Annotated in this window: 25 protein-coding genes, 2 tRNA genes and 2 rRNA genes (1 of these 29 cut by a window edge); 18 read left to right on the top strand and 11 right to left on the bottom strand. The window is 51.7% G+C overall.

Annotated features, from left to right (window positions below; translation table 11 throughout):
• The 3 genes from BS29_RS15340 to BS29_RS15330 form a co-directional block, all read left to right on the top strand.
• Positions 1-1,523, top strand: a 23S ribosomal RNA gene (locus tag BS29_RS15340); it begins 1,272 nt to the left of the window's first position.
• A 153-nt stretch (positions 1,524-1,676) separates the two neighbouring features.
• Positions 1,677-1,791 (top strand): 5S ribosomal RNA (gene rrf / locus BS29_RS15335).
• A gap of 132 nt (positions 1,792-1,923) precedes the next feature.
• Positions 1,924-2,000 (top strand) — tRNA-Met (locus tag BS29_RS15330).
• A gap of 139 nt (positions 2,001-2,139) precedes the next feature.
• Here BS29_RS15330 and BS29_RS15325 read toward each other — a convergent pair.
• Positions 2,140-3,765 (bottom strand): ABC transporter permease, encoded by a 1,626-nt coding sequence (locus BS29_RS15325; RefSeq protein WP_229954506.1) that lies wholly within the window; start codon positions 3,763-3,765, stop codon positions 2,140-2,142.
• A 73-nt stretch (positions 3,766-3,838) separates the two neighbouring features.
• Between BS29_RS15325 and BS29_RS15320 the strand changes: the two genes are divergently transcribed.
• Both BS29_RS15320 and BS29_RS15315 read left to right on the top strand, forming a co-directional pair.
• A complete protein-coding gene (locus tag BS29_RS15320) occupies positions 3,839-4,891 on the top strand; it encodes an ABC transporter ATP-binding protein (RefSeq protein WP_229954505.1) in 1,053 nt (350 codons plus the stop codon).
• Positions 4,892-4,969: 78 nt separating this feature from the next.
• The gene (locus BS29_RS15315) at positions 4,970-6,013 is read left to right on the top strand and encodes a Fe(3+) ABC transporter substrate-binding protein (protein ID WP_229954504.1); all 1,044 of its coding nucleotides are present in this window, start codon (positions 4,970-4,972) and stop codon (positions 6,011-6,013) included.
• 56 nt (positions 6,014-6,069) lie between these two features.
• Here BS29_RS15315 and BS29_RS15310 read toward each other — a convergent pair whose 3' ends face one another.
• Positions 6,070-6,747: a Fe2+-dependent dioxygenase gene (locus tag BS29_RS15310; protein ID WP_229954503.1), complete on the bottom strand. Its 678-nt coding sequence runs from the start codon at positions 6,745-6,747 to the stop codon at positions 6,070-6,072.
• Positions 6,748-6,825: 78 nt separating this feature from the next.
• Here BS29_RS15310 and BS29_RS15305 point away from each other — a divergent pair, with 78 nt between their 5' ends.
• Complete coding sequence (locus BS29_RS15305; protein WP_229954502.1) at positions 6,826-7,617, top strand: hypothetical protein; 792 nt, start codon at positions 6,826-6,828, stop codon at positions 7,615-7,617.
• Positions 7,618-7,756: 139 nt separating this feature from the next.
• Here the strand turns inward: BS29_RS15305 and BS29_RS15300 are convergent, their stop codons facing one another.
• Positions 7,757-8,188 (bottom strand): MAPEG family protein, encoded by a 432-nt coding sequence (locus BS29_RS15300; protein ID WP_229954501.1) that lies wholly within the window; start codon positions 8,186-8,188, stop codon positions 7,757-7,759.
• A 216-nt stretch (positions 8,189-8,404) separates the two neighbouring features.
• Between BS29_RS15300 and rpmF the strand changes: the two genes are divergently transcribed.
• The 4 genes from rpmF to BS29_RS15280 all read left to right on the top strand — a co-directional run bounded on the left by rpmF (position 8,405) and on the right by BS29_RS15280 (position 11,825).
• Positions 8,405-8,584 carry a 50S ribosomal protein L32 gene (gene rpmF, locus BS29_RS15295; RefSeq protein WP_229954500.1) on the top strand — a complete coding sequence of 60 codons (180 nt, stop codon included), beginning with the start codon at positions 8,405-8,407 and terminating at the stop codon, positions 8,582-8,584.
• A 68-nt stretch (positions 8,585-8,652) separates the two neighbouring features.
• Positions 8,653-9,696: a phosphate acyltransferase PlsX gene (plsX, locus tag BS29_RS15290; protein ID WP_229954499.1), complete on the top strand. Its 1,044-nt coding sequence runs from the start codon at positions 8,653-8,655 to the stop codon at positions 9,694-9,696.
• Entirely contained in the window at positions 9,693-10,664 is a 972-nt protein-coding gene (locus BS29_RS15285) for a beta-ketoacyl-ACP synthase III (RefSeq protein ID WP_229954498.1), read from the top strand. The genes plsX and BS29_RS15285 overlap by 4 nt, the downstream gene beginning before the upstream one ends.
• Positions 10,665-10,784: 120 nt before the next feature.
• Positions 10,785-11,825, top strand: a complete 1,041-nt coding sequence (locus BS29_RS15280) for a helix-turn-helix transcriptional regulator (RefSeq protein ID WP_229954497.1) — start codon at positions 10,785-10,787, stop codon at positions 11,823-11,825.
• A gap of 16 nt (positions 11,826-11,841) precedes the next feature.
• On the opposite strand, the gene BS29_RS15275 is transcribed toward BS29_RS15280, so the two are convergent.
• Together BS29_RS15275 and BS29_RS15270 are read right to left on the bottom strand one after the other, a co-directional pair.
• A tRNA-Val gene (locus BS29_RS15275) sits at positions 11,842-11,916 on the bottom strand.
• Positions 11,917-11,959: 43 nt separating this feature from the next.
• A complete protein-coding gene (locus tag BS29_RS15270) occupies positions 11,960-12,337 on the bottom strand; it encodes a response regulator (protein ID WP_229954496.1) in 378 nt (125 codons plus the stop codon).
• Positions 12,338-12,470: 133 nt separating this feature from the next.
• Here BS29_RS15270 and BS29_RS15265 point away from each other — a divergent pair, with 133 nt between their 5' ends.
• Entirely contained in the window at positions 12,471-13,361 is an 891-nt protein-coding gene (locus tag BS29_RS15265; protein ID WP_229954495.1) for an N-formylglutamate amidohydrolase, read from the top strand.
• 400 nt (positions 13,362-13,761) lie between these two features.
• On the opposite strand, the gene BS29_RS15260 is transcribed toward BS29_RS15265, so the two are convergent.
• Both BS29_RS15260 and BS29_RS15255 read right to left on the bottom strand, forming a co-directional pair.
• The gene (locus BS29_RS15260; protein ID WP_229954494.1) at positions 13,762-14,541 is read right to left on the bottom strand and encodes a SapC family protein; all 780 of its coding nucleotides are present in this window, start codon (positions 14,539-14,541) and stop codon (positions 13,762-13,764) included.
• 45 nt (positions 14,542-14,586) lie between these two features.
• Positions 14,587-16,047, bottom strand: coding sequence for an FAD-binding oxidoreductase (locus tag BS29_RS15255; RefSeq protein WP_229954493.1), 1,461 nt, complete (start codon positions 16,045-16,047; stop codon positions 14,587-14,589).
• Between the two features lie 140 nt (positions 16,048-16,187).
• On the opposite strand from BS29_RS15255, the gene BS29_RS15250 reads away from it, so the two are divergent.
• Positions 16,188-16,682, top strand: a complete 495-nt coding sequence (locus tag BS29_RS15250; protein WP_229954492.1) for a hypothetical protein — start codon at positions 16,188-16,190, stop codon at positions 16,680-16,682.
• 140 nt (positions 16,683-16,822) lie between these two features.
• Entirely contained in the window at positions 16,823-18,145 is a 1,323-nt protein-coding gene (locus BS29_RS15245) for a DEAD/DEAH box helicase (protein ID WP_229954491.1), read from the top strand.
• Positions 18,146-18,173: 28 nt separating this feature from the next.
• Here BS29_RS15245 and BS29_RS15240 read toward each other — a convergent pair whose 3' ends face one another.
• Together BS29_RS15240 and BS29_RS15235 are read right to left on the bottom strand one after the other, a co-directional pair.
• Positions 18,174-18,776 (bottom strand): hypothetical protein, encoded by a 603-nt coding sequence (locus BS29_RS15240; protein WP_229954490.1) that lies wholly within the window; start codon positions 18,774-18,776, stop codon positions 18,174-18,176.
• 81 nt (positions 18,777-18,857) lie between these two features.
• Positions 18,858-20,285, bottom strand: coding sequence for a sigma-54-dependent transcriptional regulator (locus BS29_RS15235; protein WP_229954489.1), 1,428 nt, complete (start codon positions 20,283-20,285; stop codon positions 18,858-18,860).
• A 179-nt stretch (positions 20,286-20,464) separates the two neighbouring features.
• Here BS29_RS15235 and BS29_RS15230 point away from each other — a divergent pair, with 179 nt between their 5' ends.
• The 5 genes from BS29_RS15230 (at position 20,465) to BS29_RS15210 (ending at position 24,350) form a co-directional block, all read left to right on the top strand.
• Complete coding sequence (locus tag BS29_RS15230; RefSeq protein ID WP_229954488.1) at positions 20,465-20,590, top strand: aa3-type cytochrome c oxidase subunit IV; 126 nt, start codon at positions 20,465-20,467, stop codon at positions 20,588-20,590.
• 12 nt (positions 20,591-20,602) lie between these two features.
• Positions 20,603-21,733: a Re/Si-specific NAD(P)(+) transhydrogenase subunit alpha gene (locus BS29_RS15225; RefSeq protein ID WP_229954487.1), complete on the top strand. Its 1,131-nt coding sequence runs from the start codon at positions 20,603-20,605 to the stop codon at positions 21,731-21,733.
• A gap of 11 nt (positions 21,734-21,744) precedes the next feature.
• Positions 21,745-22,041 (top strand): NAD(P) transhydrogenase subunit alpha, encoded by a 297-nt coding sequence (locus BS29_RS15220; protein WP_109355040.1) that lies wholly within the window; start codon positions 21,745-21,747, stop codon positions 22,039-22,041.
• Between the two features lie 140 nt (positions 22,042-22,181).
• Positions 22,182-23,606, top strand: a complete 1,425-nt coding sequence (locus BS29_RS15215; RefSeq protein WP_229956882.1) for an NAD(P)(+) transhydrogenase (Re/Si-specific) subunit beta — start codon at positions 22,182-22,184, stop codon at positions 23,604-23,606.
• A gap of 48 nt (positions 23,607-23,654) precedes the next feature.
• The gene (locus tag BS29_RS15210; protein ID WP_229954486.1) at positions 23,655-24,350 is read left to right on the top strand and encodes an aspartate/glutamate racemase family protein; all 696 of its coding nucleotides are present in this window, start codon (positions 23,655-23,657) and stop codon (positions 24,348-24,350) included.
• 278 nt (positions 24,351-24,628) lie between these two features.
• On the opposite strand, the gene BS29_RS15205 is transcribed toward BS29_RS15210, so the two are convergent.
• Together BS29_RS15205 and BS29_RS15200 are read right to left on the bottom strand one after the other, a co-directional pair.
• Entirely contained in the window at positions 24,629-25,390 is a 762-nt protein-coding gene (locus BS29_RS15205; RefSeq protein WP_229954485.1) for an enoyl-CoA hydratase, read from the bottom strand.
• On the bottom strand, positions 25,387-25,857 hold the full coding sequence (locus BS29_RS15200) for a MarR family winged helix-turn-helix transcriptional regulator (protein ID WP_229954484.1): 471 nt from the start codon (positions 25,855-25,857) through the stop codon (positions 25,387-25,389). The genes BS29_RS15205 and BS29_RS15200 overlap by 4 nt, the downstream gene beginning before the upstream one ends.
• Between the last annotated feature and the right edge of the window lie 110 nt (positions 25,858-25,967).

The following is a 25,967-nucleotide window of genomic DNA, read 5'->3' as shown; positions in this document are numbered from 1 at the left end:
CGTATCGGAAGTGCGAATGCTGACATGAGTAGCGACAAACAGTGTGAGATGCACTGTCGCCGAAAGCCCAAGGGTTCCTGCTTAAAGCTAATCTGAGCAGGGTGAGTCGGCCCCTAAGACGAGCCCGAAGGGGGTAGTCGATGGGAACACGGTTAATATTCCGTGACCTGGTGGAATGTGACGGTTCACGTGTGTTGTCTGATCTTATTGGATTGATCAGGCTTCGAAGTGGATCCAGGAAATAGCTCCACCATATAGACCGTACCCGAAACCGACACAGGTGGGCAGGTAGAGTATACCAAGGCGCTTGAGAGAAGTATCCTGAAGGAACTCGGCAAATTACCTCCGTAACTTCGGGAGAAGGAGGCCCTGCATGAAGGCAACTTTTTGCAGGGGGCACAAGCTGGGGGGTAGCGACTGTTTAGCAAAAACACAGGGCTCTGCTAAGTCGGCTTCAAGACGACGTATAGGGTCTGACGCCTGCCCGGTGCTCGAAGGTTAAGAGGAGGAGTGCAAGCTCTGAATTGAAGCCCGAGTAAACGGCGGCCGTAACTATAACGGTCCTAAGGTAGCGAAATTCCTTGTCGGGTAAGTTCCGACCTGCACGAATGGCGTAACGACTTCCCCACTGTCTCCAGGATATGCTCAGCGAAATTGAATTCTCCGTGAAGATGCGGAGTACCCGCGGTTAGACGGAAAGACCCCGTGCACCTTTACTGCAGCTTCAGAGTGGCATTAGGAAAGAATTGTGTAGAATAGGTGGGAGGCTTTGAAACTTGAGCGCCAGTTCGAGTGGAGCCATAATGTGAAATACCACCCTATTGTTTTCTGGTGTCTAACCTAGATCCGTTATCCGGATCAGGGACCCTCTGTGGCGGGTAGTTTGACTGGGGCGGTCGCCTCCTAAAGAGTAACGGAGGCGCGCGATGGTGGGCTCAGGACGGTTGGAAACCGTCTGTTAGAGTGCAATGGCATAAGCCCGCCTGACTGCGAGACTGACAAGTCGAGCAGAGACGAAAGTCGGTCATAGTGATCCGGTGGTCCCTCGTGGAAGGGCCATCGCTCAACGGATAAAAGGTACGCCGGGGATAACAGGCTGATGATTCCCAAGAGCTCATATCGACGGAATCGTTTGGCACCTCGATGTCGGCTCATCACATCCTGGGGCTGGAGCAGGTCCCAAGGGTTTGGCTGTTCGCCAATTAAAGTGGTACGTGAGCTGGGTTCAGAACGTCGCGAGACAGTTTGGTCCCTATCTGCCGTGGGCGTCGATAATTGAAAGGAGTTGACCCTAGTACGAGAGGACCGGGTTGAACATACCTCTGGTGTACCAGTCATGCCGCCAGGCGTGCCGCTGGGTAGCTATGTATGGACGGGATAACCGCTGAAAGCATCTAAGCGGGAAGCCTCCCTTAAGATAAGTTATCATAGAGTCGTGGGAGACCACCACGTTGATAGGCTGGGTGTGGAAGTGCAGTAATGCATGAAGCTAACCAGTCCTAATTACTCTATTCGCGCTTGTAGAATCCCGCCATCAACAACAATGTTGGAAAGCATCGTTGTAGGCGTGGACGATTAAGCTCGGCCCATGGTCAGCATGCACGGTTAAAATTGTGCATGTCATAACCACATCGATTAAAAGACCCGTAACTACAGCTTATGCGCTTGCTTCATTGCTTGGTGGCCATAGCGACTGTGCCCCACCCGATCCCATCTCGAACTCGGCCGTGAAACCAGTTAGCGCCGATGGTACTTTGTCTTAAGGCATGGAAGAGTAGGTCGTCGCCAGGCATTGCAGCAGGCGCATGAAGATGTAGTCACGAGGAAATAACCCATTCACTTTTTCAAAAAGCGGCCTGTCCGGCACCGGGCCGGTCGCTTTTTTATTTTCAGATTTGCTGATAAGGCAGATCGTCTTGGTGGCGCGGGATGGAGCAGTCCGGTAGCTCGTCAGGCTCATAACCTGAAGGTCGTAGGTTCAAATCCTACTCCCGCAACCAACAAAAAGCCGCTGCCCCAACGGGTTGGCGGTTTTTTTGTGTCTGGCGTAAGCTTAAATGTCTGGCCGAAATTGGGTAACAGGCGAGCTTCTTTGAAGCGCATACACATTGGCGCAGTATATGATCTCGACAGCCGCTATCAACCTTTCTGGGCGAATCTGTTCAGCAGCAGAACCGGCAACAACCCGGCAATCACGATGAGCAAAGCGGAGGTCGAGGCTTCGGCTAAACGTTCGTCGCTTGCTAGCCGGTATACCCGGGTGGCTAGTGTTTCCAGATTAAATGGCCGCAATATTAGCGTTGCGGGCAGTTCTCTAAGGACATCGACAAAGACCAACATCGCACCCGCTGCAAGGCTGCCACGTAAAATTGGCATATGAATCTTGCGGATCAGTCGACCTGGCGTCGCGCCCAGAGATCGTGCCGCGGCATCCATCGATGGCGGAATTTTTGTCATTTGTCCGCTGATGCTATTGAAAGATACGGTGAGGAAACGAACGATCAGTGCATAGACCAGGATCGCACCGCTGCCGGTTAGCAACAGTCCGCCCGTATAGCCGAAATTGTTCCGCGACAGTCCGGTAATCCACTGATCGAAAATTCCGAGTGGGGCCAAGAGCCCAACCGCCAATAAAGCGCCAGGCAGTGCATAACCCAAAGTTGCGACCCGGATTGCGGCTTTACCGACTGGGCTATTGCTGCTGCGCTGAGCATAAGCGAGAAGCAGCGAGAGGCAGACGGCGACGATTGCCACGATGGCAGCCAACCATAAGCTTCCCTGCATATATTGCCAAAGCTCAATCCAGCCCTGTCCATCACCGACATTGGTGGCATAGTGCAGCAATATCAAAGTTGGTATCACAAAGCCTAGCAGAACTGGCATTGCGCAACACAGCGTGGCTAAAGCGGCTTTTGAAGCATTGAGCTTGCGTCGCGGCATCGTGGAAGCCAACCCATCACCACTGGCTACGCGGCCTTTACGGCTGCCGCTTTCCAGCCAGAGCAACAGCATGACGAATAACAACATGATTGCGGCCAGTGTCATGGCCGCCTGCTTGTCGCCCATTGCGAGCCAATTTCGGAAGATGCCGGTGCTGAATGTCGGGATCGCAAAATAGTCAGCAACGCCATAGTCAGCGAGCGTTTCCATCAGGACGAGAGCCAATCCTCCAGCAATGGCAGGCCGCGCGCAAGGCAAAGCGATTTGAAAAAAAGCCCTGCCGGGACCGATACCCAATGACCGTGCCGCTTGAAACTGGCTTAGGCTCTGCGCTGCGAAAGCCGCACGAGCGAGTAGATAGACATAGGGATAGAGGACGAGCCCGAGCATCAAAGCTGCGCCGGGAATGTTGCGGATCGGAGGAAACCAGTAATCGCCCATTCCCCAACCAAAGGCCGATCGCAGTCCCGATTGGACAGGTCCGGCAAAAGACAGAAAATCAGTATAGACATAGGCAACGATATAGGCCGGCGCTGCAAGCGGCAGGATCAACATCCACGATAGCAGGCGGCGGGCCGGAAAATCTGTTGTTGTGATCAGCCATGCTGTGGTGATTCCGATAGAGCCGGCAATCACCGCTACCATGAGCATCAGCGAAAACGTGTTCAGGAGATAGTCGGGCAGGGTGGTTTGCCACAAATGACTCCACGAACCCGCTCCTCCCAATGGCAGATAAAAAAAGATGGTGAATATCGGGATGGCGGCGATCAACGCTATCCCCCAGGCCGTCGAGATCCAGCCGTTGAGACGCCATTTCTCAGTCATTCTTCACCGGCCCGATAAAAACCAAATATTGCATTGCAACGGACTATCATATTAAGGCGCTCCATCAAGCGACATGATGGGAAACGGGTTGGAGCTGGAATTTCAAAATATTGGTCATCGGTACGGTGCGGTGCAGGCACTTTCTGATATCAGCCTTGCAATATCCAGCGGAGAAATCATCTGTCTTTTGGGTTCGTCAGGATGTGGGAAAACCACGCTGCTCCATCTAGCGGCAGGAATGCAGGATGTCCAACAAGGGGAAATTCGGATTGACGGTGTGCCGTTGGCCAAAGCCGGGAAAAATCCGCCACCGGAGCAGCGACCCATCGGATTGGTTTTTCAGGAAGGCGCTTTGTTCCCGCATCTGACGATTGCTCAAAATGTCGGCTTTGGCCTTGGTGACACCGGAGTTCATGCCAAAGCAATTGCAGGATGGTTGGAACAGGTCGGCTTGGGCGGTTTTGAAGACCGCTATCCCCATATGTTATCGGGCGGACAGAGACAGCGCGTGGCCTTGGCTCGCGCGATGGCACCCGAACCGGATATCCTTTTAATGGACGAACCTTTTGCCAATATCGATGTGGTTTTGAGAAAAGAGTTACGCCGGGACAGTTTGTCCTTGCTCCGCCAACGCGCTGCGACGGCTATTCTCGTAACCCATGATCCGCACGAGGCGATGGAAATGGGGGACCGGATTGCAGTTATGGAAAATGGCCGCATCGTGCAATATGGCTCGCCTGATGAATTTTACGACGCACCGGCCACAGCGGCGATCGGATCTTTGGTTGGCGGTGGTCAGATTGTTTCTGGGACACGCAAAGGCGATGATATCAAAACTGCTTTCGGGCTCTGGCCTGTCTCTTGTTTGAAAAATGATGCGGGTTCCGCGCACGCACAGTTGGAATTATTGGTGCAGCCGACGGCGCTGGAGATTAACTCGGACGGTAATAGATGTACCGTATTGGATGTACGTCGGACAACGCATGGTCGTAAACTGGTCTTGGTGAATGATGCCGGAGATCGGCTTGAAGCTGAAATTCCTATCTCTTCAGTGCCAAACCGTGGCGATCGTGTCGACGTTACGGTCAAATCGGGACAGCTTTTGGCTTTCTCGTCCACGTCCTGAAATCCGTGCTTGCGCAAGTCACCAATATAATGATAACGATTCGCAATAAGTGATTTTCTTTCCCGAAAGGTCGATATAATGAAACTGAAAAGCCTTGTTGCCGCGCTTACGATATTTGCGCTCTCTGCCTGTGCGCCTGGTGCGGAGGATGGGGGCAAAGCGGACGTACCAATCACGGGTGAAGTAAATATCTATTCCTCCCGTCACTATGATACCGACTTAGCACTTTATGACGACTTCACGGCTAAGACGGGGATCAAAGTCAATCGCATTGAAGCAGGCGCGGATGCGTTGATTGAACGCATTAAAAGCGAAGGCGAGTTTAGCCCTGGTGACTTGCTCATTACGGTAGACGCCGGTCGTCTCTGGCGTGCTGAAGAAGAGGGTCTGTTGGTGCCAGTTGAATCAGAGGTTCTGACCGAGCGTTTGCCGGATTATCTGCGTCATCCAGAAGGTCTTTGGTTCGGCCTTTCAAAGCGTGCGCGGGTTATAATCTATAATAATGAGAAAGGCCGCCCGGACAATTTGAACAGCTATGCCGATCTTGCCAATTCCGTGCACAAAGGCAAAATCTGTATCCGTTCCTCATCGAATATCTATAATATCTCGCTGCTTTCGGCATTGATCGCGCATGATGGTGCTGAAGCCGCCGAGCAGTGGGCCAAGGGAGTGGTCGCTAATTTCGCGCGGGCACCGCAGGGTAATGATACAAGCCAAATTTCTTCTGTAGCAGCTGGAGAGTGCGATATTGCTGTGGTTAACAGCTATTATCTGGCGCGTATGGCCGGTGATGATGAGGCTAAGGCCGAATATGAGGCCGTTGGTATCATATTTCCGGATCAGGAAGGCCGAGGCACGCATGTTAATATAAGTGGCGCTGGGCTGCTCAAACATGCTCCCAACAAAGAAAATGCTATTCGTTTCCTGGAATATTTGACCGAGGAGTCGGCACAGCGATATTTCGCAAATGGCAATAACGAATATCCTGCTGTCGCGAGTGTGAAAAGCGCATCGGTCGTCGAGGCGTTGGGTGAGTTTAAAGAAGATGAAATTAACGCATCGGAACTAGGCAGCAACCAGACCGAGGCGGTGAAGGTTTTTGATCGCGTCGGCTGGCAGTAATTGTAATTCTCACTGCATCGGGCTTTCGAATAGTTTTCGAAATACCGACCCGATAATTATGTAACTGCCCACTGGCGGACCAGGTTAGCGATAACCTTGTCCAGCGTAATCATTTCCGCTGATTGTGTGGACATGGTGGTACGCAGTGAGACACGCAGATTTTCCAAATCAAAGAGCAATTCCCGCTGACTGGCATCGGCGACGAGGCTTTCTATCCATCCGACGCAGACAATGCGTTCACCGGCGGTGACGGGTGAAACTTCATGGATGTTGGATGTAGGATAGAGGATCAGATCACCCTGATCCCCTTTCAGTGATTGCGTGGCTCCGGCTGCATGAATTATGAGCTCGCCGCCTTCATAAGCATCTGCGGGAGAAAGAAAGAGGGTGAATGACAAATCGGTGCGCAAACGATCATCGCCTATTTTCATGATCGCATTGTCGACATGCGGTCCATAATAATTGGCTTCGCCAGTTCGACTGATCATCAGATTAGAAATCTTTCGCGGCCGACTAGCGGCTTGCAGCACGGAATTGGCAGAAATCGCTACCATTAGTTCTTTGGCTATCTTTCGGCCTGCAGCGCTGCTCATGTCTGCTTGCTGGTTGCGTTTAACCTTTTTAGCCACAACGCCTGCGGTTACTTTCCCATCACGCCAGGACTGCTTTTCCAGCAAAGAGGAGATGCGCGGTTGCAGCTCTTTATCGACAATGTCAGATATAGTGAGAATCATATTTTTAATTGATATTGATTTTCATTTGCGGATAATAGCGTAGTTATAAAAACTTTCTCATCAGCAAAGGGTTATGACATGAAAACCTCCATAAAGAAATGGGCCGGATTGGGCCTTGCAACAGCATTTGTCGGAACCAGTATTGTAGCCTGTTCACCCGCAGAAGAGGCTGGCGGAGACGGGGCCGAAGCCACGGCGACGGGTAAAATGGGCGCTGGAGAGGGCGGTGAAGGCGAAGGTGGCGAAGGTGAAGGCGGAGAAGGAGAGGGCGGCGAAAGCGGAATGGCTCAACTCCCCTTGCCAAAGCGTCTGGCTTTCATGGCAGGTCATGTTGAGGCGGGCTTAGCACTCTATCGCGCGGGCGAACTAGAAATGGCGGCGCCGCATTTATTGCATCCCGTCTCGGAAACCCATGAGGCGGAACGTAAGGGGCTGGAAGATCTTGGATTTGACGCATCTTTGTTTGAAACGGTTTCTACCGCTCTAGAAGAGGGCAAGCCGGCATCGGAAATTGAAGGTCAGCTAAAAGCAGCGGAAGAAAATATCGCTGAAGTCACCAAAAAAGCTGGAGGAGATACAGCGGATATTATCAATTATCTGATGGATACGGTTGTTGAAGAATATACTGTGGCGATCACGGATGGCAAAGTCTCTGATCCTGGTGAATATCAGGACGCGTTTGGTTTCGCGAAAGTGGCATTGGCGCGCGCCGATTCGCTTGATCCTAGTGATGCAGAGAAAATTAAGTCCGAAATCAATGCCTTAATTGAAATGTGGCCGGATGCGCCAATACCGCCGGATGATCCAAGCCCCGTCGGACAAATCTCAGCCCAGGCGTCCAAAGTAAAACTTGCATTGCCCAGCTCCTAAACCATCCGGTTTAGCGTTTGGGTGCAAGGCCTTTGCAAAGCCACACAGCCGATCTGGTTGCGTGGCTTTGCTGTTGGAGGCAAGGGGCCGAGAAGCCCTGACAGCAAATTAAATTGACCGTCAGTAACCTGTTACTACCTTATTCTGCTTGGACCATTGCCGGAGTGGTGCTTGCATCCTGAACGCTGAAATAAGGTATTGAAATGGCATAGATACCAAGACCAAGCATGATGAGTAGGGTCAGTATCGTTCCGATCATACGGCCCTTGCCAAGCTTGCCACCATCCATTCCGACGCCATGCGCTACGCGTCCTAGCATATAGATGCCTGCAACGATCCAGAGCCACGTTGATGAACCAGTTGCAAGTTCGATCGCAGCGATAAGAATTAACACGACAGGCAGGCTTTCACCGAAATTGGCATGTGCGCGCATACGGCGGATCACTTTTTCATTGCCTCCGTCGCCAACGCTCACTTTTTCCGATGTGCGGACCTGTCCGACACGAATCATCAGCCAGATATTGACCAAGGCAGCAGCTCCGGCAATGGTAAGTGTAATCGGTAAAATCATGATTCCCCCTGCAGTTATAATAAATATCCTGCTGCTATAGATGCACAATGCTTGCAACGCACAGGAAAATCGTTATACGCGCCCCTTCGCGTGCAATATGCTGATCGTGAGAGCCCAGTGATTCTCTACATACTGTAGGGGCTGACTTGCTCAAGAAGCGCATTTGGCTTACTGCATAATTATATGAAATTTGAAATTTAACGAACAGGCTGAGCAATGGCTGTCCCTAAACGAAAAACTACGCCGTCCAAGCGCGGTATGCGCCGTTCCCATGATGCTTTGAAAGTAGAAGCCTATCAGGAATGCCCCAATTGCGGCGAACTGAAGCGCCCACACCATATGTGTGGTTCTTGTGGCCATTATAATGGCCGTGAAGTCATGGCTGTGGACCTATAGTCTTTTTGACCTTAATCGACTAACTTCACGACTATCACACAGCTAATCAAGGGGAATAACCGGTGGGGATGAGGCCGCGAATCGCAATTGACGCGATGGGCGGCGATATCGGCGCGCGCGTAATGGTCGCAGGTGCTGCTCTCGCTCGACATCGACACGAAGGTTTTCAATTCCTGTTTGTGGGTAATGAAACCGAGATTAAGGAAGCGCTCAAAAGTCATCCAAATCTAAGTGCTGCTTCCGAAATATTACATGCGGAGGACATTGTCTCTGGCGATGCCAAGCCGAGCCAGGCGCTGCGCGGTTCCAAGAAAACATCCATGGGCATGGCGGTCGGTGCCGTGAAATCTGGCGAAGTGAGTGCTGCTGTGAGCGCTGGTAATACCGGTGCGCTGATGGCTATCTCAAAACTGGCATTGCGCACGATGGCAGGCATTGATCGCCCAGCGTTGGCAGCTTTATTGCCGACAATGAAAGACAGCGACGTGGTGATGCTGGATCTTGGTGCCAATGCGGAGTGTAACAGCCGCAATTTGGTGCAATTTTCAGTGATGGGGGCCGCCTATAGCCGGATCATGCACGGTTTTGAAAAACCTACCGTCAAATTGCTCAATATCGGAACTGAGGACAGCAAGGGCACGGGCGCACTGCAGGTCGCAGCTGACGCCCTGAAAAATTCTGACGGTCTGGCAATGGATTTTCAGGGGTTTACCGAAGCGGACAAGATTTCAACCGGTGAAGTCGATGTCATTGTCACGGACGGTTTTTCAGGCAATATCGCTCTGAAAGCCCTAGAAGGGACGGCTCGATTTGTTACCGACCTGTTGAAGCGCAGTTTTTTAAGCTCTTTACGGTCCAAAATAGGCTTTTTGATTTCCAGACCAGCAACCGAATTGCTTAGAGAGCATTTGGACCCCAACAACCATAATGGCGCTGTATTTTTGGGTTTGAATGGCGTGGTTGTAAAAAGCCATGGCAGTGCGGACGAAAAAGGCGTAGCCAATGCGGTGGAAGTCGCAGCCCGGTTGGTAGAGGATAGCATTTTGGAACGCATTAGCGAGGATTTGGACAAGATCAGCAGCGTTACGCCTCTGGAAGCAGCTGCGAAATGACTATCACGACCGCCCGCCGTGCGGTCATTAAAGGGACCGGCTCTTCCCTTCCGCGGACAAGAGTTTCCAATATCGAGCTTGCTCAGAAAGTTGATACGACTGATGAATGGATTGTTGAGCGTACAGGCATAAAGTTCCGACATATCGCTGAGGATGATGAAACAACGTCGACCTTAGCTACGGAAGCAGCGCGCAAAGCGCTCGCAGAATCGGGTTTGGCGCCGCAGGATATCGATCTGATCGTCTTGGCAACGGCAACGCCAGATCAAACCTTTCCGGCCACCGCGACGATTGTGCAGGACCAATTGGGTTGCAACGGCTGCGTTGCTTTTGATGTAGCAGCGGTTTGCTCCGGTTTTCTCTATGCCCTTTCGGTTGCGGAAAGTATGATTCGCGCCGGAAGTGCCCAAAATGCGATAGTGATCGGTGCGGAAACATTCAGCCGTATCCTCGATTGGGAGGATCGCGCGACATGTGTCCTGTTCGGCGACGGGGCGGGCGCAATCGTCCTTTCAGGCGAAGAAACAGACCAGGGCGTCTTGTCTACCCGTTTGCATGCTGATGGAGAGCATAATCAATTGCTCTATGTAGATGGCGGTGCCGGAACCACAGGAACGGTCGGCAAGCTGCGAATGAAAGGGCGGGAGGTTTTTCGACATGCCGTCGTAAATTTATCCTCTGTGCTGCAAGAGGCTTTGGATGCCGCCGGAGAAAATATCGAAAATATTGACTGGGTGGTACCGCATCAAGCCAATGCTCGCATATTGGATGCAACGGCTAAAAAACTCAAACTGGCGCCAGAAAAAGTTATTAAAACGGTAGATCAACATGCCAATACCTCCGCAGCCTCTGTACCTTTGGCTCTTGATGTCGCTGTGCGAGATGGCCGTGTACAAGAAGGCGATCTTTTGGTTTTGGAAGCGATGGGAGGCGGTTTTACCTGGGGTGCTAGTGTAATTCGCTACTGATATTTGCTCATTGGGACTGTGATCCCTTCCAAATTAAGCTAAATGACATGCTCGTCGCCTATTTGGCGTCTTGGTCGAAAGAGCGTTGAGCTTCCGACTATTCTGTTCCTAGCTATTGCTATGGGGCAGAATAACTTAGACGATATCAGCGTTTCGTCACAATTTTTATTTCAGGTTTTTCGTAGCTGCCAAGATCTCGGCGCAAGAAAGCCTGTATTGTTATCTGCCCTCGATATTACAGATTCAAAATTACGGGATCCAGAAGCTCGCTTCGACAGTCGATCGGTGACAAGTTTATACCAAGCCACAGTCCACGAACTTGGACGCGGCAATTTATATCAAGATATTGGCTTCGGAATGATACCTGTGGGCTTTTCAGATGTCGGATATGCCGCGATGTTTGGCGATACCGTTGAAGATGTATTCCGGGCTGCTGCTGATGCGATCGATTTCGGTGCCAACAGACCCATGTTGCGATGGGAGCGTACTGGCTCAACATGCCGTCTATTGTGTGACCCTACCTCCGAGAAGGCGAAAGATCTCGTCCTTCTTGTCTTTTCGATGTTGTTTCACATTGGCAATCAGACGACCAATGGGAGCCTGATACCGATTAAGGCTGCCTATTTTCAGTGTCGTGAACCGAAAAACTGTGACGAATTTGCTCGGTCAGAAAATCATCCGTTAAAAGTGCCTTGTTATTTCAATCAATGCCAGACGTATTTGGAATTTCATCGTGATGTGGTGTTGACGTCCAATCCTCTTCGAAACAAAATGGTTGCACGAGCTTTGCAAGAGCACATGTGTGTGTTTCATGCCGAGGACAAACAAGCGATCCCTTTGGCAAATCTGAGCTACGAATATCTGTTCTACCTTCTGGACAAGTCTGGACTCAGTTTGGACGCGGCAGCAGAGACTTTCGGTATGGCCGAACGCACCATGCGCCGTAAACTAGTCGCGGAGGGGGCGTCATTTCGCCAGATCCTGGAACGGGTCCGCAGGGATGCGTGCCAGCTCTATTTTCTTGAGGGGACACGGTCCCTATCCGAAATTGCCACAAAATTGGGCTATAGTGAACTCAGCGCATTTACGAGGGCTTACACCTCTTGGCATGGCCGATCACCGAGTCGCGATCTGGCGGCGCATATTGCGCTTGCCGCCTGAGAAAATTCTTGAAAAATGGTGGGCGTAGAGAGAGTTGAACTCCCGACCCCTTCGATGTCAACGAAGTGCTCTACCACTGAGCTATACGCCCACGCTGCAGGCCATCTAGCTAGCCCATAAGCGGGGCGCAAGACTTAATTCAACTCACCGATACTATCGGGTTCAAACAGTCGCTGCACTTCGAGAACCAGATCCTTGAGATGGAACGGTTTGGACAGAATTTTGGCCTTGGGAACAGATTCGCCAGCGCGCAGGGTAACACCCGAAAATCCCGTAATGAACATCACTTGGGTATCGGGTGACACTTTGGCACAATGCTGGGCCAGTTCAATGCCATCCATTTCCGGCATGACAATATCGGTCAACAAGAGGTCGAACTTTTCCGATTCGAGATAAGGAAGTGCGGCGGTTCCCCGATCAACGGCAACCACCTCATAGTTTGACTTTGTCAATGCACGTGTAAGATGTTCACGCATCGCCTGTTCATCTTCCGCAAGGAGAATTCTGATCATCAGCTTGGCTTATCCCTATCGTCTTAAAACTGCTATGTTTATGCCCAAACTTGGCTATAGGCGCAAATCCCTTAATATTTTGGTTCTGCTTCGCGTTTTTATACTATATCGAGTGTAAAACGGACGGAACACAATGAGTAACCAGCCAGTCTATGATCTGATGCATGTCGATTCTGACAAAAGGCCGTTTTCAATTCATAATACTGGTAATCTGAAATTTCCGCTTTTGATTAGCATTCCACATGCAGGACGGGTTTATCCTCGAGAAATCATGGAAAATCTGGCTGTACCAGCTGCTCATTTATTGAGGCTTGAAGATCGCTATGTTGACCGTCTCGCCAACCGCGCCATTGCCGAGGGCTTTCCTGCCATTATTGCTCATCGCCCCCGTGCCTGGGTGGATTTGAACCGCAACCGGGCTGAAATCGATGCAGATATGGTTGTCGGTTTGTCGTCGTCGGAGCTTCCGATGCCTAGTCGCAAAGTACGTGGTGGATTGGGTGTTATACCAAGCCGTCTACATGGCGTCGGCAATCTATGGCGAAAAAAATGGCAGTGGGCAGATATTAGCTTTCGTCTTGCGTCTGACCATGAACCTTATCACAGCGGAATTACTGAGATATTGGAGCAGATGAGATTGAAGTTTGGCGGTGCCATCCTGCTTGATTTACATAGTATGCCGCCGCTTGGTCCGGAGCATGACAATGTGGATATCGTCATCGGTGATCGCTTTGGCCGAAGCGCGGGGTCGCGTTTTTCTGAGCTTGCTGTATCTTTCCTTCAGCATTTCGGCGTGAAAACGCGTCTGAACCATCCTTATGCGGGTGGCTATATTTTGGAGCGGCACAGTAAGGTTGAAAGAGATATTCACGCCTTGCAACTGGAGGTCGATCGCAGCTTCTACCTTGATGCGGCATTGCGAGAACCCAGCGATCAGGCATCCGTAATGGCTGACCATATCCTGAATCTGGCAAAACGGCTGGTGAACCAGATTGAGAATCAGTTCTTACTTGCCGCAGAATAGGGCTGATTTGATCAAACCAAAAAAAACCACCTCGCCATGTCGGCGAGGTGGCCAAGGTTCAGGGAGGTGGCATTCTGAGAATGCCGGTATTGGTTCAATCGGGGGATGTAAACCAATACAACTCACAATGTGGTCGCTTGCATAGCGAGTTGCAAGACCCAATCGTGAATTTATTGATCCGATTCTGTGCAATTATTTTATTTGGACCGTCTGGACATAGGAATAGTACAGTCATTCCATATGGGATGACCTCTATATCCGGTTTTGATGGGCCTTTAGCAATTCTGCTAAACAAGCATTGATAGAAATGAGGATTGCGACGATCTTGCGAGAGCAAACTGCTTTTTTCAAGCGTTGGCTGACTAGGATGACACAATCCCCATCAAAATTTACCGGTAACTTATATGCTTGGTGCTTCGGTAACCTCGGGCACTTTGCCGGCCTGGACTTGTCTTGCAAAGACTTCGCGCATGATCTGCAGCGAGAACAGGTGTGCATAAATCAAGGGCAGCATACCGTTTTGATTGATTTTGCGCAGTTCGTCCCCACGCATATCCCGGAGTTTCTCTTCGTTGACCATTTGAAAACCACGATAGACAAATGGTTTTTCAACGCCGGTTTGCTGGATGGCCACCTCCCCTTCCATCAAAAGATCCAGTTTTTTTAGTTCCTCAACAAACTGACCGGTACGCTGGCCTGCTTGTTCAAATTGCTCACAAAATTCCAAAATGCTTTTTGTTTTTTCTGACGGCTGATCGTTCTCAAATAGCGGATCGCCATCTTTATAATCACCAATCGCGCCGGTTGTTGGATCGAAACATAGCGACAATTCTTCAGCATCCGGACGCAATTTGGCCAGCATGAAAGGATAACGGCGAACATAGGCAGGAACATAAGCAGGTTCACTAAAACGGCCATCTTCGCCCATGAACGTATTCACGCCTTCATTCAGACCCATAAGGATCAATGGAACGCTATTATCTCCCACTGAAAAGACGATCGGGTAGTTGCGGGCAGCGTTGGAAAACTCATCAACCGTAATGGGAATGGCATGCTGTTCTTGCATGAACGATGCATTGTCGAGTCCCTTTACCCTCCATTTGGCATGCTCCTGGGAATTGAGTGGAACCAGATCCTTGTAAAACATAGGAAGTGCTTGGGCTTGAGGCGCGCTGGCCATATGAAATCTCCGAAAAAATAAATTGTCTCAAAAGTTGCTTTGGCTTTAAGAGGCTGACGTGCTTGACGCAAGAGGAACTAGCTTACCCGGATTCATAATATTTTTTGGGTCGATGGCAGTTTTTATGGCACGCAATGCCATTATGCGTGCATCTCCCGACAACCGTCCAAGCTCGTCGCGTTTGGATTGACCGATACCATGTTCGGCGGAAATGGAGCCATTGGAGGCTATCACCAGATCATGAACCATTGGTGATATCGTTTCGGAGCATCGCGACATCCATTCAGCAGCCTCTGAGGCACCGGTAATCTCAGAGGGGGCTTTGACGTGAAAATGGACATTTCCATCTCCCATATGGCCAAAGGCTGCGACGGCTGTACCGGGAAAACTGGCTTCGATTTTGCTGCCAGCATCGGTAATGAAATCAGCCATCCGGGCCACAGGTACGCTGATGTCATGCTGCAAAGCCGGGCCATTGGCCCGTTCAGCTTCTGAGATAGAGTCTCGGATTTTCCAGAAAGCTTCGGCTTGCGCTTCATTGGCAGCGATCACAGCATCTTCCAGCAGTTCCTTGTCAATCGCTTCAGCCAGCAGATTTTCGATGGATATGCGCGGATCGATCGCATCGGGTTGATCGCGGACAACTTCGATCAGCACATTCCAAGCCGCGCTTTGTTCGAGTGGACTGCGCGTATCAGGAATATGCGTGAGCACAGCATCAAGGCAGGATTTAGGGATAATCTCAAATCCCTCCAGGGACTGGCTACCGCGAGTATTGAGGAACTGGAAAAGCCTGTAGGCAGCTTGCGGGGACGACACGCCGGCCCATGCAACAGATCGATCAATAAGTGCTGGAACCGTTTTTAAGGTTGCAGCAGTCACAATGCCCAATGTTCCTTCACCACCGACCAGCAATTGCTTCAGATCATATCCGCGATTGTCTTTTTTGAGCGGAGCGAGCCCATTGTAGATTGACCCATCGGGTAATACCGCTTCCAGTCCGGCAACCAAAGCGCGCATCGTGCCGTGCCGTAGCACCTGTGTTCCGCCTGCGTTAGTAGAAACCAGGCCGCCTATTGTCGCCGATCCCTTGCCCCCCAACGTTAATGGGAAGCGCTGGCCATGATCATCCAAGGCTTCGTGCAGATTTTGCAGAATGACACCAGCATCACAGATTGCGAGCTGATCGTCGGCTGAAATGTCACGAATCTTGTTCATTCGGCGCAACGACACCAGCACCGATAGCCCCTCGCTATCCGGCGTGGCGCCGCCGACCATCCCACTATTTCCACCCTGAGGTACCAAGGCGACCGAATGGGCATCAGCAACTTTGACAAGTTCGGCCACTTCTGCCGTCGACGCCGGGGAAATCAGAGCAAGCGCCTTTCCCGTATAGCGGCCACGCCAGTCGGTCAGCCAGGGCTGCATCTCGTCTTCCATGCGGGTAAAACCCTTGGTTCCGACGATTTCAGCCATGAGATGCAGCCAATCGGGTGTGTCCGACATTATTAACTCCGATATTTTCGAGAATGGTAAAGATTATAGATGCTTTACGTGAAAAGACCAATATACCAACAGAAACGATAGTTCATCAAATGTTCAATCGGCGTTGTTATAGGCTTGGCGATGATAACTAGGGGTTTTCAGTGAGTCTTTTGCTGCATGCATCATTGCTGTTGGCCGCACCCGTTGCAGAAAAGCCGCATGCGGCCGATAACAGCTCCTCTACCGAAGGTATATTTGTTGCTCCGGTAAAGAAGCAATTTGCTCAGGTTCGGATCGAGAAAAGGATCATTATCCGTGTGCCCCGGCGTCGGCCCGCTGCGTCTGCTCCACTGGCGGACTTCAGCCGCCGATCAGCTCCGACCAGATATACGCTTAAGAAAATCGGCAAGTGCCTGCCCATGAATAACATCTTGGGTGTTCAGAGATTTGGCGAACGCTATGTTGATCTCGTTACCAAGGACCGGCAGCAAATTCGGGCTCGGCTTGAAAAAAAATGTCAGGCCCGCAACTTCTATTCTGGATTTTATATGGAAAAGTCACAGGACGGGAAAATCTGTACCGGCCGTGACATTTTGCATTCCCGCACCGGATCGAAATGCGAGATTGATCGGTTTCGATTGCTGGTGCCCGAATGAAGGCGGCTTCTGAAACAGCAGCCTGATAAGGTCAACACGCTAGATAACTTGACAAAAGGCACGTTTGGCACCATCCCTCCACGCGGTTTTTACAAGCCTGTTGATCGTGCGATATTGCACCGCTATTTTCCGGAAACGTTATGAAATTTGCCGACCTCGGCCTCTCTGATGAATTGCTAAAAGCGGTAGCCGATGCAGGCTATGATCAGCCGACGCCAATCCAGGCGCAGGCGATACCACCTGTCTTAATGATGAAGGACATTATCGGGATTGCCCAGACCGGTACCGGCAAGACGGCAAGTTTCGTTTTGCCGATGATTGATATACTGGCTCACGGCCGGTCCCGTGCCCGGATGCCGCGTTCCTTGATCCTGGAACCGACCCGGGAACTCGCTGCGCAGGTGGCTGAAAATTTTGAAAAATACGGAAAGAACCATAATCTCAGCATGGCGCTGCTGATCGGCGGCGTGTCGATGGGGGATCAAGTCAAGGCTTTGGAAAAAGGTGTAGATGTCCTGATCGCAACGCCGGGCCGGTTGATGGATTTGTTCGAGCGCGGCCGGATCTTGATGTCCGGTTGTGAGCTGCTCGTCATCGATGAAGCTGACCGTATGCTCGATATGGGCTTCATTCCTGATATCGAACAGATTTGCTCAAAATTGCCATCGACCCGTCAGACGATGCTGTTTTCGGCAACAATGCCGCCGCCGATTAAAAAGCTGTCGGACCAGTTTCTCAACAATCCGAAGTCTGTTGAGGTTTCACGGCCAGCAACGGCCAATACATCAATTGATCAATCGATTATTCATGTTGCCCCAAAAGCCAAGCGCAAGCTGCTCTATGGCATATTGGACAATGAGGGTGTCGACACCGCAATTATCTTTTGTAACCGCAAGACAGAAGTGCGCGATTTGTGCCAACAGATGCGCAAAGATGGCTTTGATGCCGGACAAATTCATGGCGATATGGATCAAAGTTCGCGTCTTGAGGAGCTGGAGCGCTTTAAGTCTGGTGAAATCAATCTTCTATGTGCGTCTGATGTCGCGGCACGGGGGCTCGATATCAAAGGCGTCAGCCATGTTGTGAACTACGATATTCCCTGGCATCCTGACGACTATATTCATCGCATCGGCCGAACTGGCCGGGCCGGAGCGACGGGAGTGGCCATCACATTTGTCACGAAGCGCGATGATGAGCATGTCGAAAGCATCGAAAAACTGACTGGTACGAAGCTACCGATACGAGATAGCAAGTCCGTCAAGCCAGAGAAAAAGCAGGGCGGTAAAAAGACGAGTTCAGAAAAGCCCAAGGACGAAAAACCAAAAAAGAAGCGTCCTGAAAAATCTGCAAAACCTGAAAAGCCAGCAAAACCAACTCTTGATTCACTGCCGGTCGATGATTCAGAAGATGATGGCTGGAACGGCCCAGTCCCGGGTTTTCTAGACGCGAAGCTGGATCGCTAGATCAGGCTTTTGCGCTTATGTGCCGTCGCTATTGCAGCGCTAGGCTATCCAAAATCTGAGTTGCCAGTGGATCGATAGTTTCGGCGCTATCGGCCGGATAAGTAATCGCGGCCTGAATCATCGTACCGTCTGGTTTGCGCAAGATTCGCTGCGCTGTCTTGTTACCTTCTTCGATCAAGCCAGAGGCGCGATATTCATTCTCGTTGACATAATCGCCGGTCATGCCTTCTCCGGCATCTTCCAGGGCTTTTACGGCGGCAGCCAGATCGGCATCTTCCCTATTCTCAATCCATCCAGCGGTCAGTGTGGCGTTCGATTGCGCGTCGTTGAAAACCTGACCATTATCGTCGCTGGCTGCTTCGTCGACAGCCCAGTTTTTCGGTACCATGATTGAAAAACCGCGCAGCGCATTGGTGTAACTGATCATTTCAGCGCTATCGATAGCGGCTGCGTCTTCCGCTCCTGCCGCACCGGCGGCCGCCTCTTCTTCTTGCAGGGCTTTGCTGGCTGCATCGGCTTGCCGTGCCAATTCTTCACTGGACGGAACGTCGCCAACGGCCTCCTGTTTGCCGCAGGAGGACAGAAGCAAGGCTGCTGAAAGAGCAGCACCAATCGATAATGTGGATCGCATATAAGTCATATTCGCTAGACTTAGGGAGAAGCGCCATAAACATCAACTCAGAACATGACGCATTCTGGTCCGGCGTTGTAATTATGCGGCGTTGTCGATCCCGAGATCAGCCAGCTTGCGATAAAGTGTAGACCGGCCGATGCCCAGACGGCGTGCGACCTCGGTCATCCGGCCGCGATAATGGCCGATGGCCAGACGAATCACATCCGCTTCAATTTCTTCAAGCGGACGCAGATTGCCGTCTTCCGTATATAGTGTAATGCCAATGCCTTCGGGGCTGTTTGGCATTTGCGGATGGGCTTCGCCAGATTCGGCTACAAAAGAGGCAATCTGGGGAAATTCGTCACAGGTCAACGCATCGCGATCACACATGACGGCCGCGCGAAACAAAACACTTTGCAATTGGCGCACATTGCCAGGCCATTGATAGCTGCGAAGCAGGCTCAGCGCTTCATCGGTAATGCCCAGACTGCGCAGTCCCGGTTGCAAAGCAAGACGGGACAGGAAATGCCGAGCCAGAGCCGGAATGTCGCCCGTACGATCACGCAGCGGCGGGATGGTAAGTTGCACGACATTCATACGATAATAAAGATCTTCGCGGAACCGCTCTTTACGGACTTCCCGCTCCAACTGACGGTTGGTGGCAGCAATGACGCGAACATCGATTTGATAGCTATTAGGGCTACCAAGGGGTTGAATTTCCGATGACTTCAGGAATCGCAGCAATCGAACCTGTGTCTCTGGAGGAATGCGATCGACCTCATCGAGGAATATCGTGCCACCTTCGGCTTGCTGCAATAGGCCGATTTTGCGATCAAACGCACCAGTAAAAGCCCCCTTTTCATGGCCGAAAAGAATGGAATCAAGCAAGTTACCGGTAATCGCGCCGCAGTTAATCTTAAGCATCGGCAGTTTAGAACGCGGGCTGGCCGCGTGAATGGCGTCAGCGATAACTTCTTTGCCAACGCCGCCTTCACCTTCGATCAGCACCGGCACGCGGGCTCGCGCGGCCTTGGCGGCGATGGCGAGTGCAGCGCGAAAAGCGGGCGCAGCACCAACAATTTCTTCGAATTCCAGCGGCGCGGAAATTTTCTCGGTCAGCGGTTGTAGCTCGCCCGCTTCTTTTGAGTTTTCTACTGCTGCGGCTAGTGCTTGCAGCATCTGTTCGGGCGCAACCGGCTTGATCAGATAATCGGTTGCGCCAGCGCGAACCGCTTCTACTGCCTCGGTAATCGAACCCACTGCCGTCAGCATCAGTATCGGCAAGGCCGGGCGGCGTGACTTCAATTCGGCGATCAGTTCCGTTGCTTCGGAACCTGGTACCCAATGATCCAGAATAATTGCATCCAGCATCATTCCGTCCTGTGTTCCGAGTGTCGCAATGGCGGTTTCGGCATCGCGTGCAAAGATTGTGCGATATCCCGCCCGTGAAGCCAATGCAGAGATCAGTCGGCATTGTGCCGGCTCATCGTCGATTAGCATCAGCAATTTCGTGCCGTTTTGAGCCATTTTTATCCCATATGTGCCAGAATGAACCAATTCTGTAACAACGAGGGGTAAAGACCGGATTAAGAAGCGCTGATATTTTCTATCACTCTTATTAGGATAAATCGCGCCGCTGGGCCTTGAGGGATGGGATATATATGGTTAGAGCATCCCCAAACTTTATTCGAATATTTGGAGGAATCATGGCTTCTGATAACAATATGAAATCGGCGGAAGAAACATATGGCCATTTTCTGTCATGGCTTAAGATCGGTACGATCATTACAGCTCTAGTGACGATATTGGTCATCATCCTCATTGTCAGCTGATTGGAATAATCCTTGAAAATTGCGGTATTGAAAGAACTCGCCAGCGGTGAGCAGCGGGTTAGTGCTTCCCCGGAAACGGTAAAGAAGTTCACGGGACTGGGCGCAACTATGGCGGTCGAAAAAGGCGCAGGCCAATCGGCAGCGATAGCAGATGCGGACTATGAAGCTGTTGGCGCCAGCGTCGGGACTCGGGCAGCGGTTCTGAAAGATGCCGACATCGTTCTGGGTGTGCAGGGACCGGAACCGAAGTCACTCAAGGGGATTAAAAGGGGCGCCTGGCTGGTGGCCAGTCTCAATCCTTTTGGGGAGCGGGAACGGGTCGATGAATATGCGGGGCTAGGCATTGATGCGCTGGCAATGGAATTCATGCCGCGGATCACCCGGGCGCAATCGATGGATATCCTATCCTCGCAATCCAACCTGTCCGGCTACAAGGCGGTGATCGAGGCGGCGTCCCACTATGGCCGCGCCTTTCCGATGATGATGACGGCGGCGGGCACGGTTTCTGCCGCTAAATGCTTCGTTATGGGCGTCGGCGTTGCCGGTTTGCAAGCGATTGCAACAGCCCGGCGTCTCGGTGCACAGGTGTCGGCAACTGACGTACGGGCCGCGACCAAGGAACAGATAATGTCATTGGGTGCCAAGCCCATTTTTGTCGAAGATGTCGCCGGCATCGAAGGCGAAGGCACGGGCGGTTACGCGACCGAAATGAGCGAGGAATATCAAAAGGCACAGGCCGAATTGGTTTCCAAACATATCGCCAAGCAGGATATCGTGATTACCACCGCGCTTATCCCCGGACGTCGGGCCCCGCGCCTGATCAGCGATGCCCAGATTGCGACAATGCGCACTGGTAGTGTCATTGTCGATCTCGCGGCCGAGCAAGGCGGCAATGTGGAAGGCGCCGTGGCTGGTGAAGTTGTCGAGAAGCACGGCGTTAAAATCTATGGCGCGAACAATATGCCATCGACCATGGCTGCGGACAGCTCGGCACTGTTTGCCCGCAACCTCTATAATTTCCTCAGCGCTTATTGGGATGAAGAGACGAAGCGGCCGGTGCTTCCAGATGATGATGAAGTGACGCTGGGCATCCGTCTGACCAAAGACGGTAAAGTAGTGAATGAGCGCCTTCTGGCGAACTAGGGGGCATTAAAATGGACTTTATATCAATTCTCTCAATCTTCGTACTGGCCTGTTTTGTCGGCTATTATGTGGTCTGGTCAGTGACGCCAGCGCTGCATACGCCCTTAATGGCGGTGACCAATGCCATCTCCTCCGTGATCATTGTCGGGGCACTGATCGCGGCGGCTGCAGGGTCGCAAGCTGATGGAGGGCAGACTGCAAAATGGTTGGGCCTCGTGGGCGTGGTTCTGGCTAGCGTGAACATTTTTGGCGGCTTTGCCGTGACCGAGCGGATGCTCGCTATGTATAAGAAAAAGGAGCGCAAATAATGCGCCGTGATAGTCTAACAAGCTTCGTCACTCGTGCCCCGGACTTGATCCGGGGCCCATCTCCTGCCGGTGCATCTGGACGGAAGCTGTGGAGATGGGCACCTGCCTTCGCAGGTGCACTGGCATTTTCGACGCCAGCAATGGCCGCATCCGGCGAAGCAATTAATCCTTGGGTGGCGGTGGCCTATCTGATCTCTGGCGTATTGTTCATTCTGGCCCTGCGCGGCTTGTCATCGCCGGAATCCAGCCGGCGCGGTAATCGCTTTGGTATGATCGGTATGCTGATCGCCGTGGTCACGACTTTGGTCACGCATGATATTGCCAGCCTGCCGGAAATTGGCGTTGCCATTGCCATCGGTGGCGCGATCGGTTTCATAATTGCCCGGCGTATTCCGATGACGGATATGCCGCAGCTTGTGGCAGCTTTTCACAGCCTTGTCGGTATGGCAGCGGTGCTGGTTGGAATCGCGGCTTATCTTAACCCCGGTGCATTCGACATTCTCGATAGCGTAGGTGAGATACTGGTTGTGAGCCGGGTCGAACTCGGCCTGGGCGTTGCCATTGGTGCGATTACCTTCTCCGGTTCGGTTATCGCGTTCCTGAAACTAAACGGCAATATGTCCGGTGCGCCGATCATGCTGCCGGGACGTCATGTCATCAATCTCGGTGTGCTTGCCGGTATCATTGGCCTGACCGCCTATTTCGCGGTCCTGCCCACGGTCGAAACAGCGATGATCTTCTGGACCATTGTGGCGCTGGCCTTTGTTATCGGCTTCCTGCTGATCATCCCGATTGGCGGCGCGGATATGCCGGTCGTTGTGTCGATGCTGAACAGCTATTCCGGCTGGGCAGCCGCAGCGATGGGCTTTACGCTTGGCAACACCGCGATGATAATTACCGGTGCTCTGGTGGGCTCGTCCGGTGCGATCCTGTCCTACATCATGTGTAAGGCGATGAACCGCAGCTTCATCAGCGTGATCGCTGGCGGCTTTGGCGCCGATGACAGCGCTGGCGGACCGGCTGGTGAGAAGATCGATCGTCCGTGGAAACGTGGGTCTGCCGAAGACGCAGCCTATATGATGAAGCAGGCGGAAAATGTAATCATCGTACCCGGTTACGGCATGGCGGTGGCGCAGGCCCAGCACGCGCTGCGTGAAATGGGCGACATGCTCAAGGAAGAAGGTGTCAGCGTCAAATATGCTATTCACCCGGTTGCTGGCCGGATGCCCGGGCATATGAACGTGCTGCTCGCCGAAGCCAATGTGCCTTATGATGAGGTGTTTGAGCTGGAGGATATTAACAGCGAATTTGCGCAGGCCGATGTTGCTTTTGTCATCGGTGCCAATGACGTGGTCAATCCGGCGGCGAAGACCGACAAGGGCTCACCCATTTACGGCATGCCCGTTTTCGATGTCGATAAGGCGAAGACAATCTTCTTCATCAAACGCTCAATGGGCGGTGTCGGCTATGCCGGTGTGGACAATGAGGTATTTTACATGGATCAGACCATGATGCTGTTGTCCGATGCCAAGAAAATGTGCGAGGATATCGTCAAATCGCTTTAGGATGATCTGATTCCTGCAAAGCGGACAACTCTGTCAGGGATATAAGCAATGCGTAAATTGGGTCTGATCGGCGGGATGTCATGGGTCTCGACGGAGAGCTATTATCGCCGGATCAATAAAGAAGTGCAGCGCAAGCTGGGCGGCTTTGCCAGCGCGCATTTGCTGATCGAAAGCGTCAATTTCAATGACTATGCGCGGCTGCAGTCGGATGATGACTGGGACGCGGCGGCGGGCCTGATGACCCGGTCCGCCAAGCGGCTCGAGCAGTCTGGCGCGACTGCCATCCTCATTTGCTCTAACGCCATGCATAAAATCTACGAACAGGTTGCACCGGAAGTGGACGTGCCGGTTTTCCACATTGCTGACATGGTGGGCGACAAAATGATCGCAGACGGGGCCAAAACGGCAACCCTGATCGGTACGCGCAATGTGATGACAGAGGGTTTTTATCGCAAGCGCCTGGTCGGCAAAGGCATCACCCTGACCCCGCCAAATGAGGACCGCGTCGAGGAGATCGACCGGATCATCTATGAAGAATTAATGTTCAGCAAGGTCACGCGCGATTCAGAGCGTACCCTGAAAACCTTCATCACCGACATTGCCAAACAAGAGGTTGATGCCGTTGTTCTGGCATCCACGGAATTGGCGATGATTGTTGATCCGAAAGCGAATATCCTGCCTATATATGACAGCACCGAAATCCATGCCAATGCGGCTGTTGACTGGATTTTGGGTGGCGACTAGCCGGCTCGAGCCGAAAACCGGATAAAATTCTTATTTTATAAGAACCTGCCTCGTTTTTCCTGTTGGACAACGATGGACACATTATACAGGTTCGACACAGAATCGCCCAAAAATTTTTGACGGATTTCAGGCACGCGAAATCGACCGGAAAACCGGATGGATTTGGCCAGTCGAAACGGAGTGACGGAGAATTATCACAGCCCGGTCTCTGTAGGAAAGGCTTATTCTTACGCTCGTTTCATCGAGAACGAAGGTCATCGTTTTATCCATCATGGTTTTCATGAATAGACCGGTTGTCTTTTCTGCATCATAGCAGCTACGCTTTCCATGAAATCGGTTGACTGAAGCTGCTCTGCAAAGACCTGGCCTTCTGCCATCATATGTTGGGATACGCGTTCTTGGTTGTTGCGAATAAGCGATTTGGATCGTCGCAATGCGTTGGGTGCGGCGCCAGCGATCGAAATAGCGATATCACGCACGGCATCGGCCAATTCCACCTCCTTGAAAACCCTTGCGATCAGACCATGCTCCAGAGCTTCTTTTGCGGTCAGTGTGCGACCTGCCAATAATATGTCATTGGCCACGGCCATACCCACCGCAGCGGGCAAAAGCATCGAAGACGCAGCTTCCGGAACCAATCCCAATTTGACAAAAGGCGCTCCAAATGTGGCGCTTTCAGCCGCATAAACCAAATCACAATGCAAAAGCATTGTCAGGCCAACTCCAATAGCCGGGCCATTGACAGCGGCGATAACCGGTTTTGAACAGTCTTTGATTGCAATCAGGAAACGGGAGACAGGAGGAATATCGTCATCCTTGTCGCCCCCTGTTGAGAAATCCTGCAGGTCGTTCCCTGAAGTAAACATATCTCCATCACCCGTGATAATGATGGCACGCGCATCATCTGTGCTGTCATATTCATTGATGGCGTCAGCCATTGCTGCGTACATGTCTTGTGTGATGGCATTTTTCTTCTCGGTTCGTGAGATTGTCACCGTTGTGACCCGGTCGCACGTGTCGATTTTGATATGGTTACTCATAGGTCATTCCTTTCGGGGATTTCGTGTTTTGCGTGTGTTTGAACAATCGAATCGGCTTGTTCCGCTACATGTTTCAGAAAGCGCTCAATCGTGGCGCGCTCATCAGATGAAAATGGCTCTAACAAGGCGGCATTGACGCGCTTGGTCCCTGACAGTGAGGCCTCAACCAAAGCTGTGCCAGTAGGTGTAATAAAAACTTCGACGCTACGTGCATCGGACGCGCTTTTTTGCCGAGTGACAAGTTGCCTGGCTTCCATGCGATCGACCAGCCCCGTCAGACTAGATTTCCCCATTTTCAATTGCTCTGCAATCGCAGAAATCGGTTGACCATCGCCCTTGGTCAAAATGAACAGCACAGCCTGCTGAGAAGCAGTCAGGCCTATTTGCTGTTTCAATATCTTGTCTGATGCACGGAACAGGGCGCTATGTGCTTTTTGCAGGAGATAAAATATCTTGGGTTGTTTCATCGGATTAATTCGTACCTGAACTATTATTAGTTCGTATCCGAACTAAATATCCATGTCAAATCTGTTTTGCAGAAGATTAGAAGCTGTTGAATTTTAGAGGAGAGTGCAAC

Origin of the sequence: Parasphingorhabdus litoris DSM 22379 (genome assembly GCF_020906275.1) — a bacterium.
Classification (GTDB): Bacteria; Pseudomonadota; Alphaproteobacteria; order Sphingomonadales; family Sphingomonadaceae; genus Parasphingorhabdus; species Parasphingorhabdus litoris.
This window is presented reverse-complemented; position numbering and strand designations above follow the sequence as displayed.

Bases quoted from the DNA above. Each gene is read 5' to 3' on its own strand.
- BS29_RS15325 (WP_229954506.1), bottom strand. From the start codon at position 3,765: ATGACTGAGAAATGGCGTCTCAACGGCTGGATCTCGACGGCCTGGGGG.
- BS29_RS15320 (WP_229954505.1), top strand. From the start codon at position 3,839: ATGATGGGAAACGGGTTGGAGCTGGAATTTCAAAATATTGGTCATCGG.
- BS29_RS15315 (WP_229954504.1), top strand. From the start codon at position 4,970: ATGAAACTGAAAAGCCTTGTTGCCGCGCTTACGATATTTGCGCTCTCT.
- BS29_RS15310 (WP_229954503.1), bottom strand. From the start codon at position 6,747: ATGATTCTCACTATATCTGACATTGTCGATAAAGAGCTGCAACCGCGC.
- BS29_RS15305 (WP_229954502.1), top strand. From the start codon at position 6,826: ATGAAAACCTCCATAAAGAAATGGGCCGGATTGGGCCTTGCAACAGCA.
- BS29_RS15300 (WP_229954501.1), bottom strand. From the start codon at position 8,188: ATGATTTTACCGATTACACTTACCATTGCCGGAGCTGCTGCCTTGGTC.
- rpmF (WP_229954500.1), top strand. From the start codon at position 8,405: ATGGCTGTCCCTAAACGAAAAACTACGCCGTCCAAGCGCGGTATGCGC.
- plsX (WP_229954499.1), top strand. From the start codon at position 8,653: ATGAGGCCGCGAATCGCAATTGACGCGATGGGCGGCGATATCGGCGCG.
- BS29_RS15285 (WP_229954498.1), top strand. From the start codon at position 9,693: ATGACTATCACGACCGCCCGCCGTGCGGTCATTAAAGGGACCGGCTCT.
- BS29_RS15280 (WP_229954497.1), top strand. From the start codon at position 10,785: ATGGGGCAGAATAACTTAGACGATATCAGCGTTTCGTCACAATTTTTA.
- BS29_RS15270 (WP_229954496.1), bottom strand. From the start codon at position 12,337: ATGATCAGAATTCTCCTTGCGGAAGATGAACAGGCGATGCGTGAACAT.
- BS29_RS15265 (WP_229954495.1), top strand. From the start codon at position 12,471: ATGAGTAACCAGCCAGTCTATGATCTGATGCATGTCGATTCTGACAAA.
- BS29_RS15260 (WP_229954494.1), bottom strand. From the start codon at position 14,541: ATGGCCAGCGCGCCTCAAGCCCAAGCACTTCCTATGTTTTACAAGGAT.
- BS29_RS15255 (WP_229954493.1), bottom strand. From the start codon at position 16,047: ATGTCGGACACACCCGATTGGCTGCATCTCATGGCTGAAATCGTCGGA.
- BS29_RS15245 (WP_229954491.1), top strand. From the start codon at position 16,823: ATGAAATTTGCCGACCTCGGCCTCTCTGATGAATTGCTAAAAGCGGTA.
- BS29_RS15240 (WP_229954490.1), bottom strand. From the start codon at position 18,776: ATGCGATCCACATTATCGATTGGTGCTGCTCTTTCAGCAGCCTTGCTT.
- BS29_RS15235 (WP_229954489.1), bottom strand. From the start codon at position 20,285: ATGGCTCAAAACGGCACGAAATTGCTGATGCTAATCGACGATGAGCCG.
- BS29_RS15230 (WP_229954488.1), top strand. From the start codon at position 20,465: ATGGCTTCTGATAACAATATGAAATCGGCGGAAGAAACATATGGCCAT.
- BS29_RS15220 (WP_109355040.1), top strand. From the start codon at position 21,745: ATGGACTTTATATCAATTCTCTCAATCTTCGTACTGGCCTGTTTTGTC.
- BS29_RS15215 (WP_229956882.1), top strand. From the start codon at position 22,182: ATGGCCGCATCCGGCGAAGCAATTAATCCTTGGGTGGCGGTGGCCTAT.
- BS29_RS15210 (WP_229954486.1), top strand. From the start codon at position 23,655: ATGCGTAAATTGGGTCTGATCGGCGGGATGTCATGGGTCTCGACGGAG.
- BS29_RS15205 (WP_229954485.1), bottom strand. From the start codon at position 25,390: ATGAGTAACCATATCAAAATCGACACGTGCGACCGGGTCACAACGGTG.
- BS29_RS15200 (WP_229954484.1), bottom strand. From the start codon at position 25,857: ATGAAACAACCCAAGATATTTTATCTCCTGCAAAAAGCACATAGCGCC.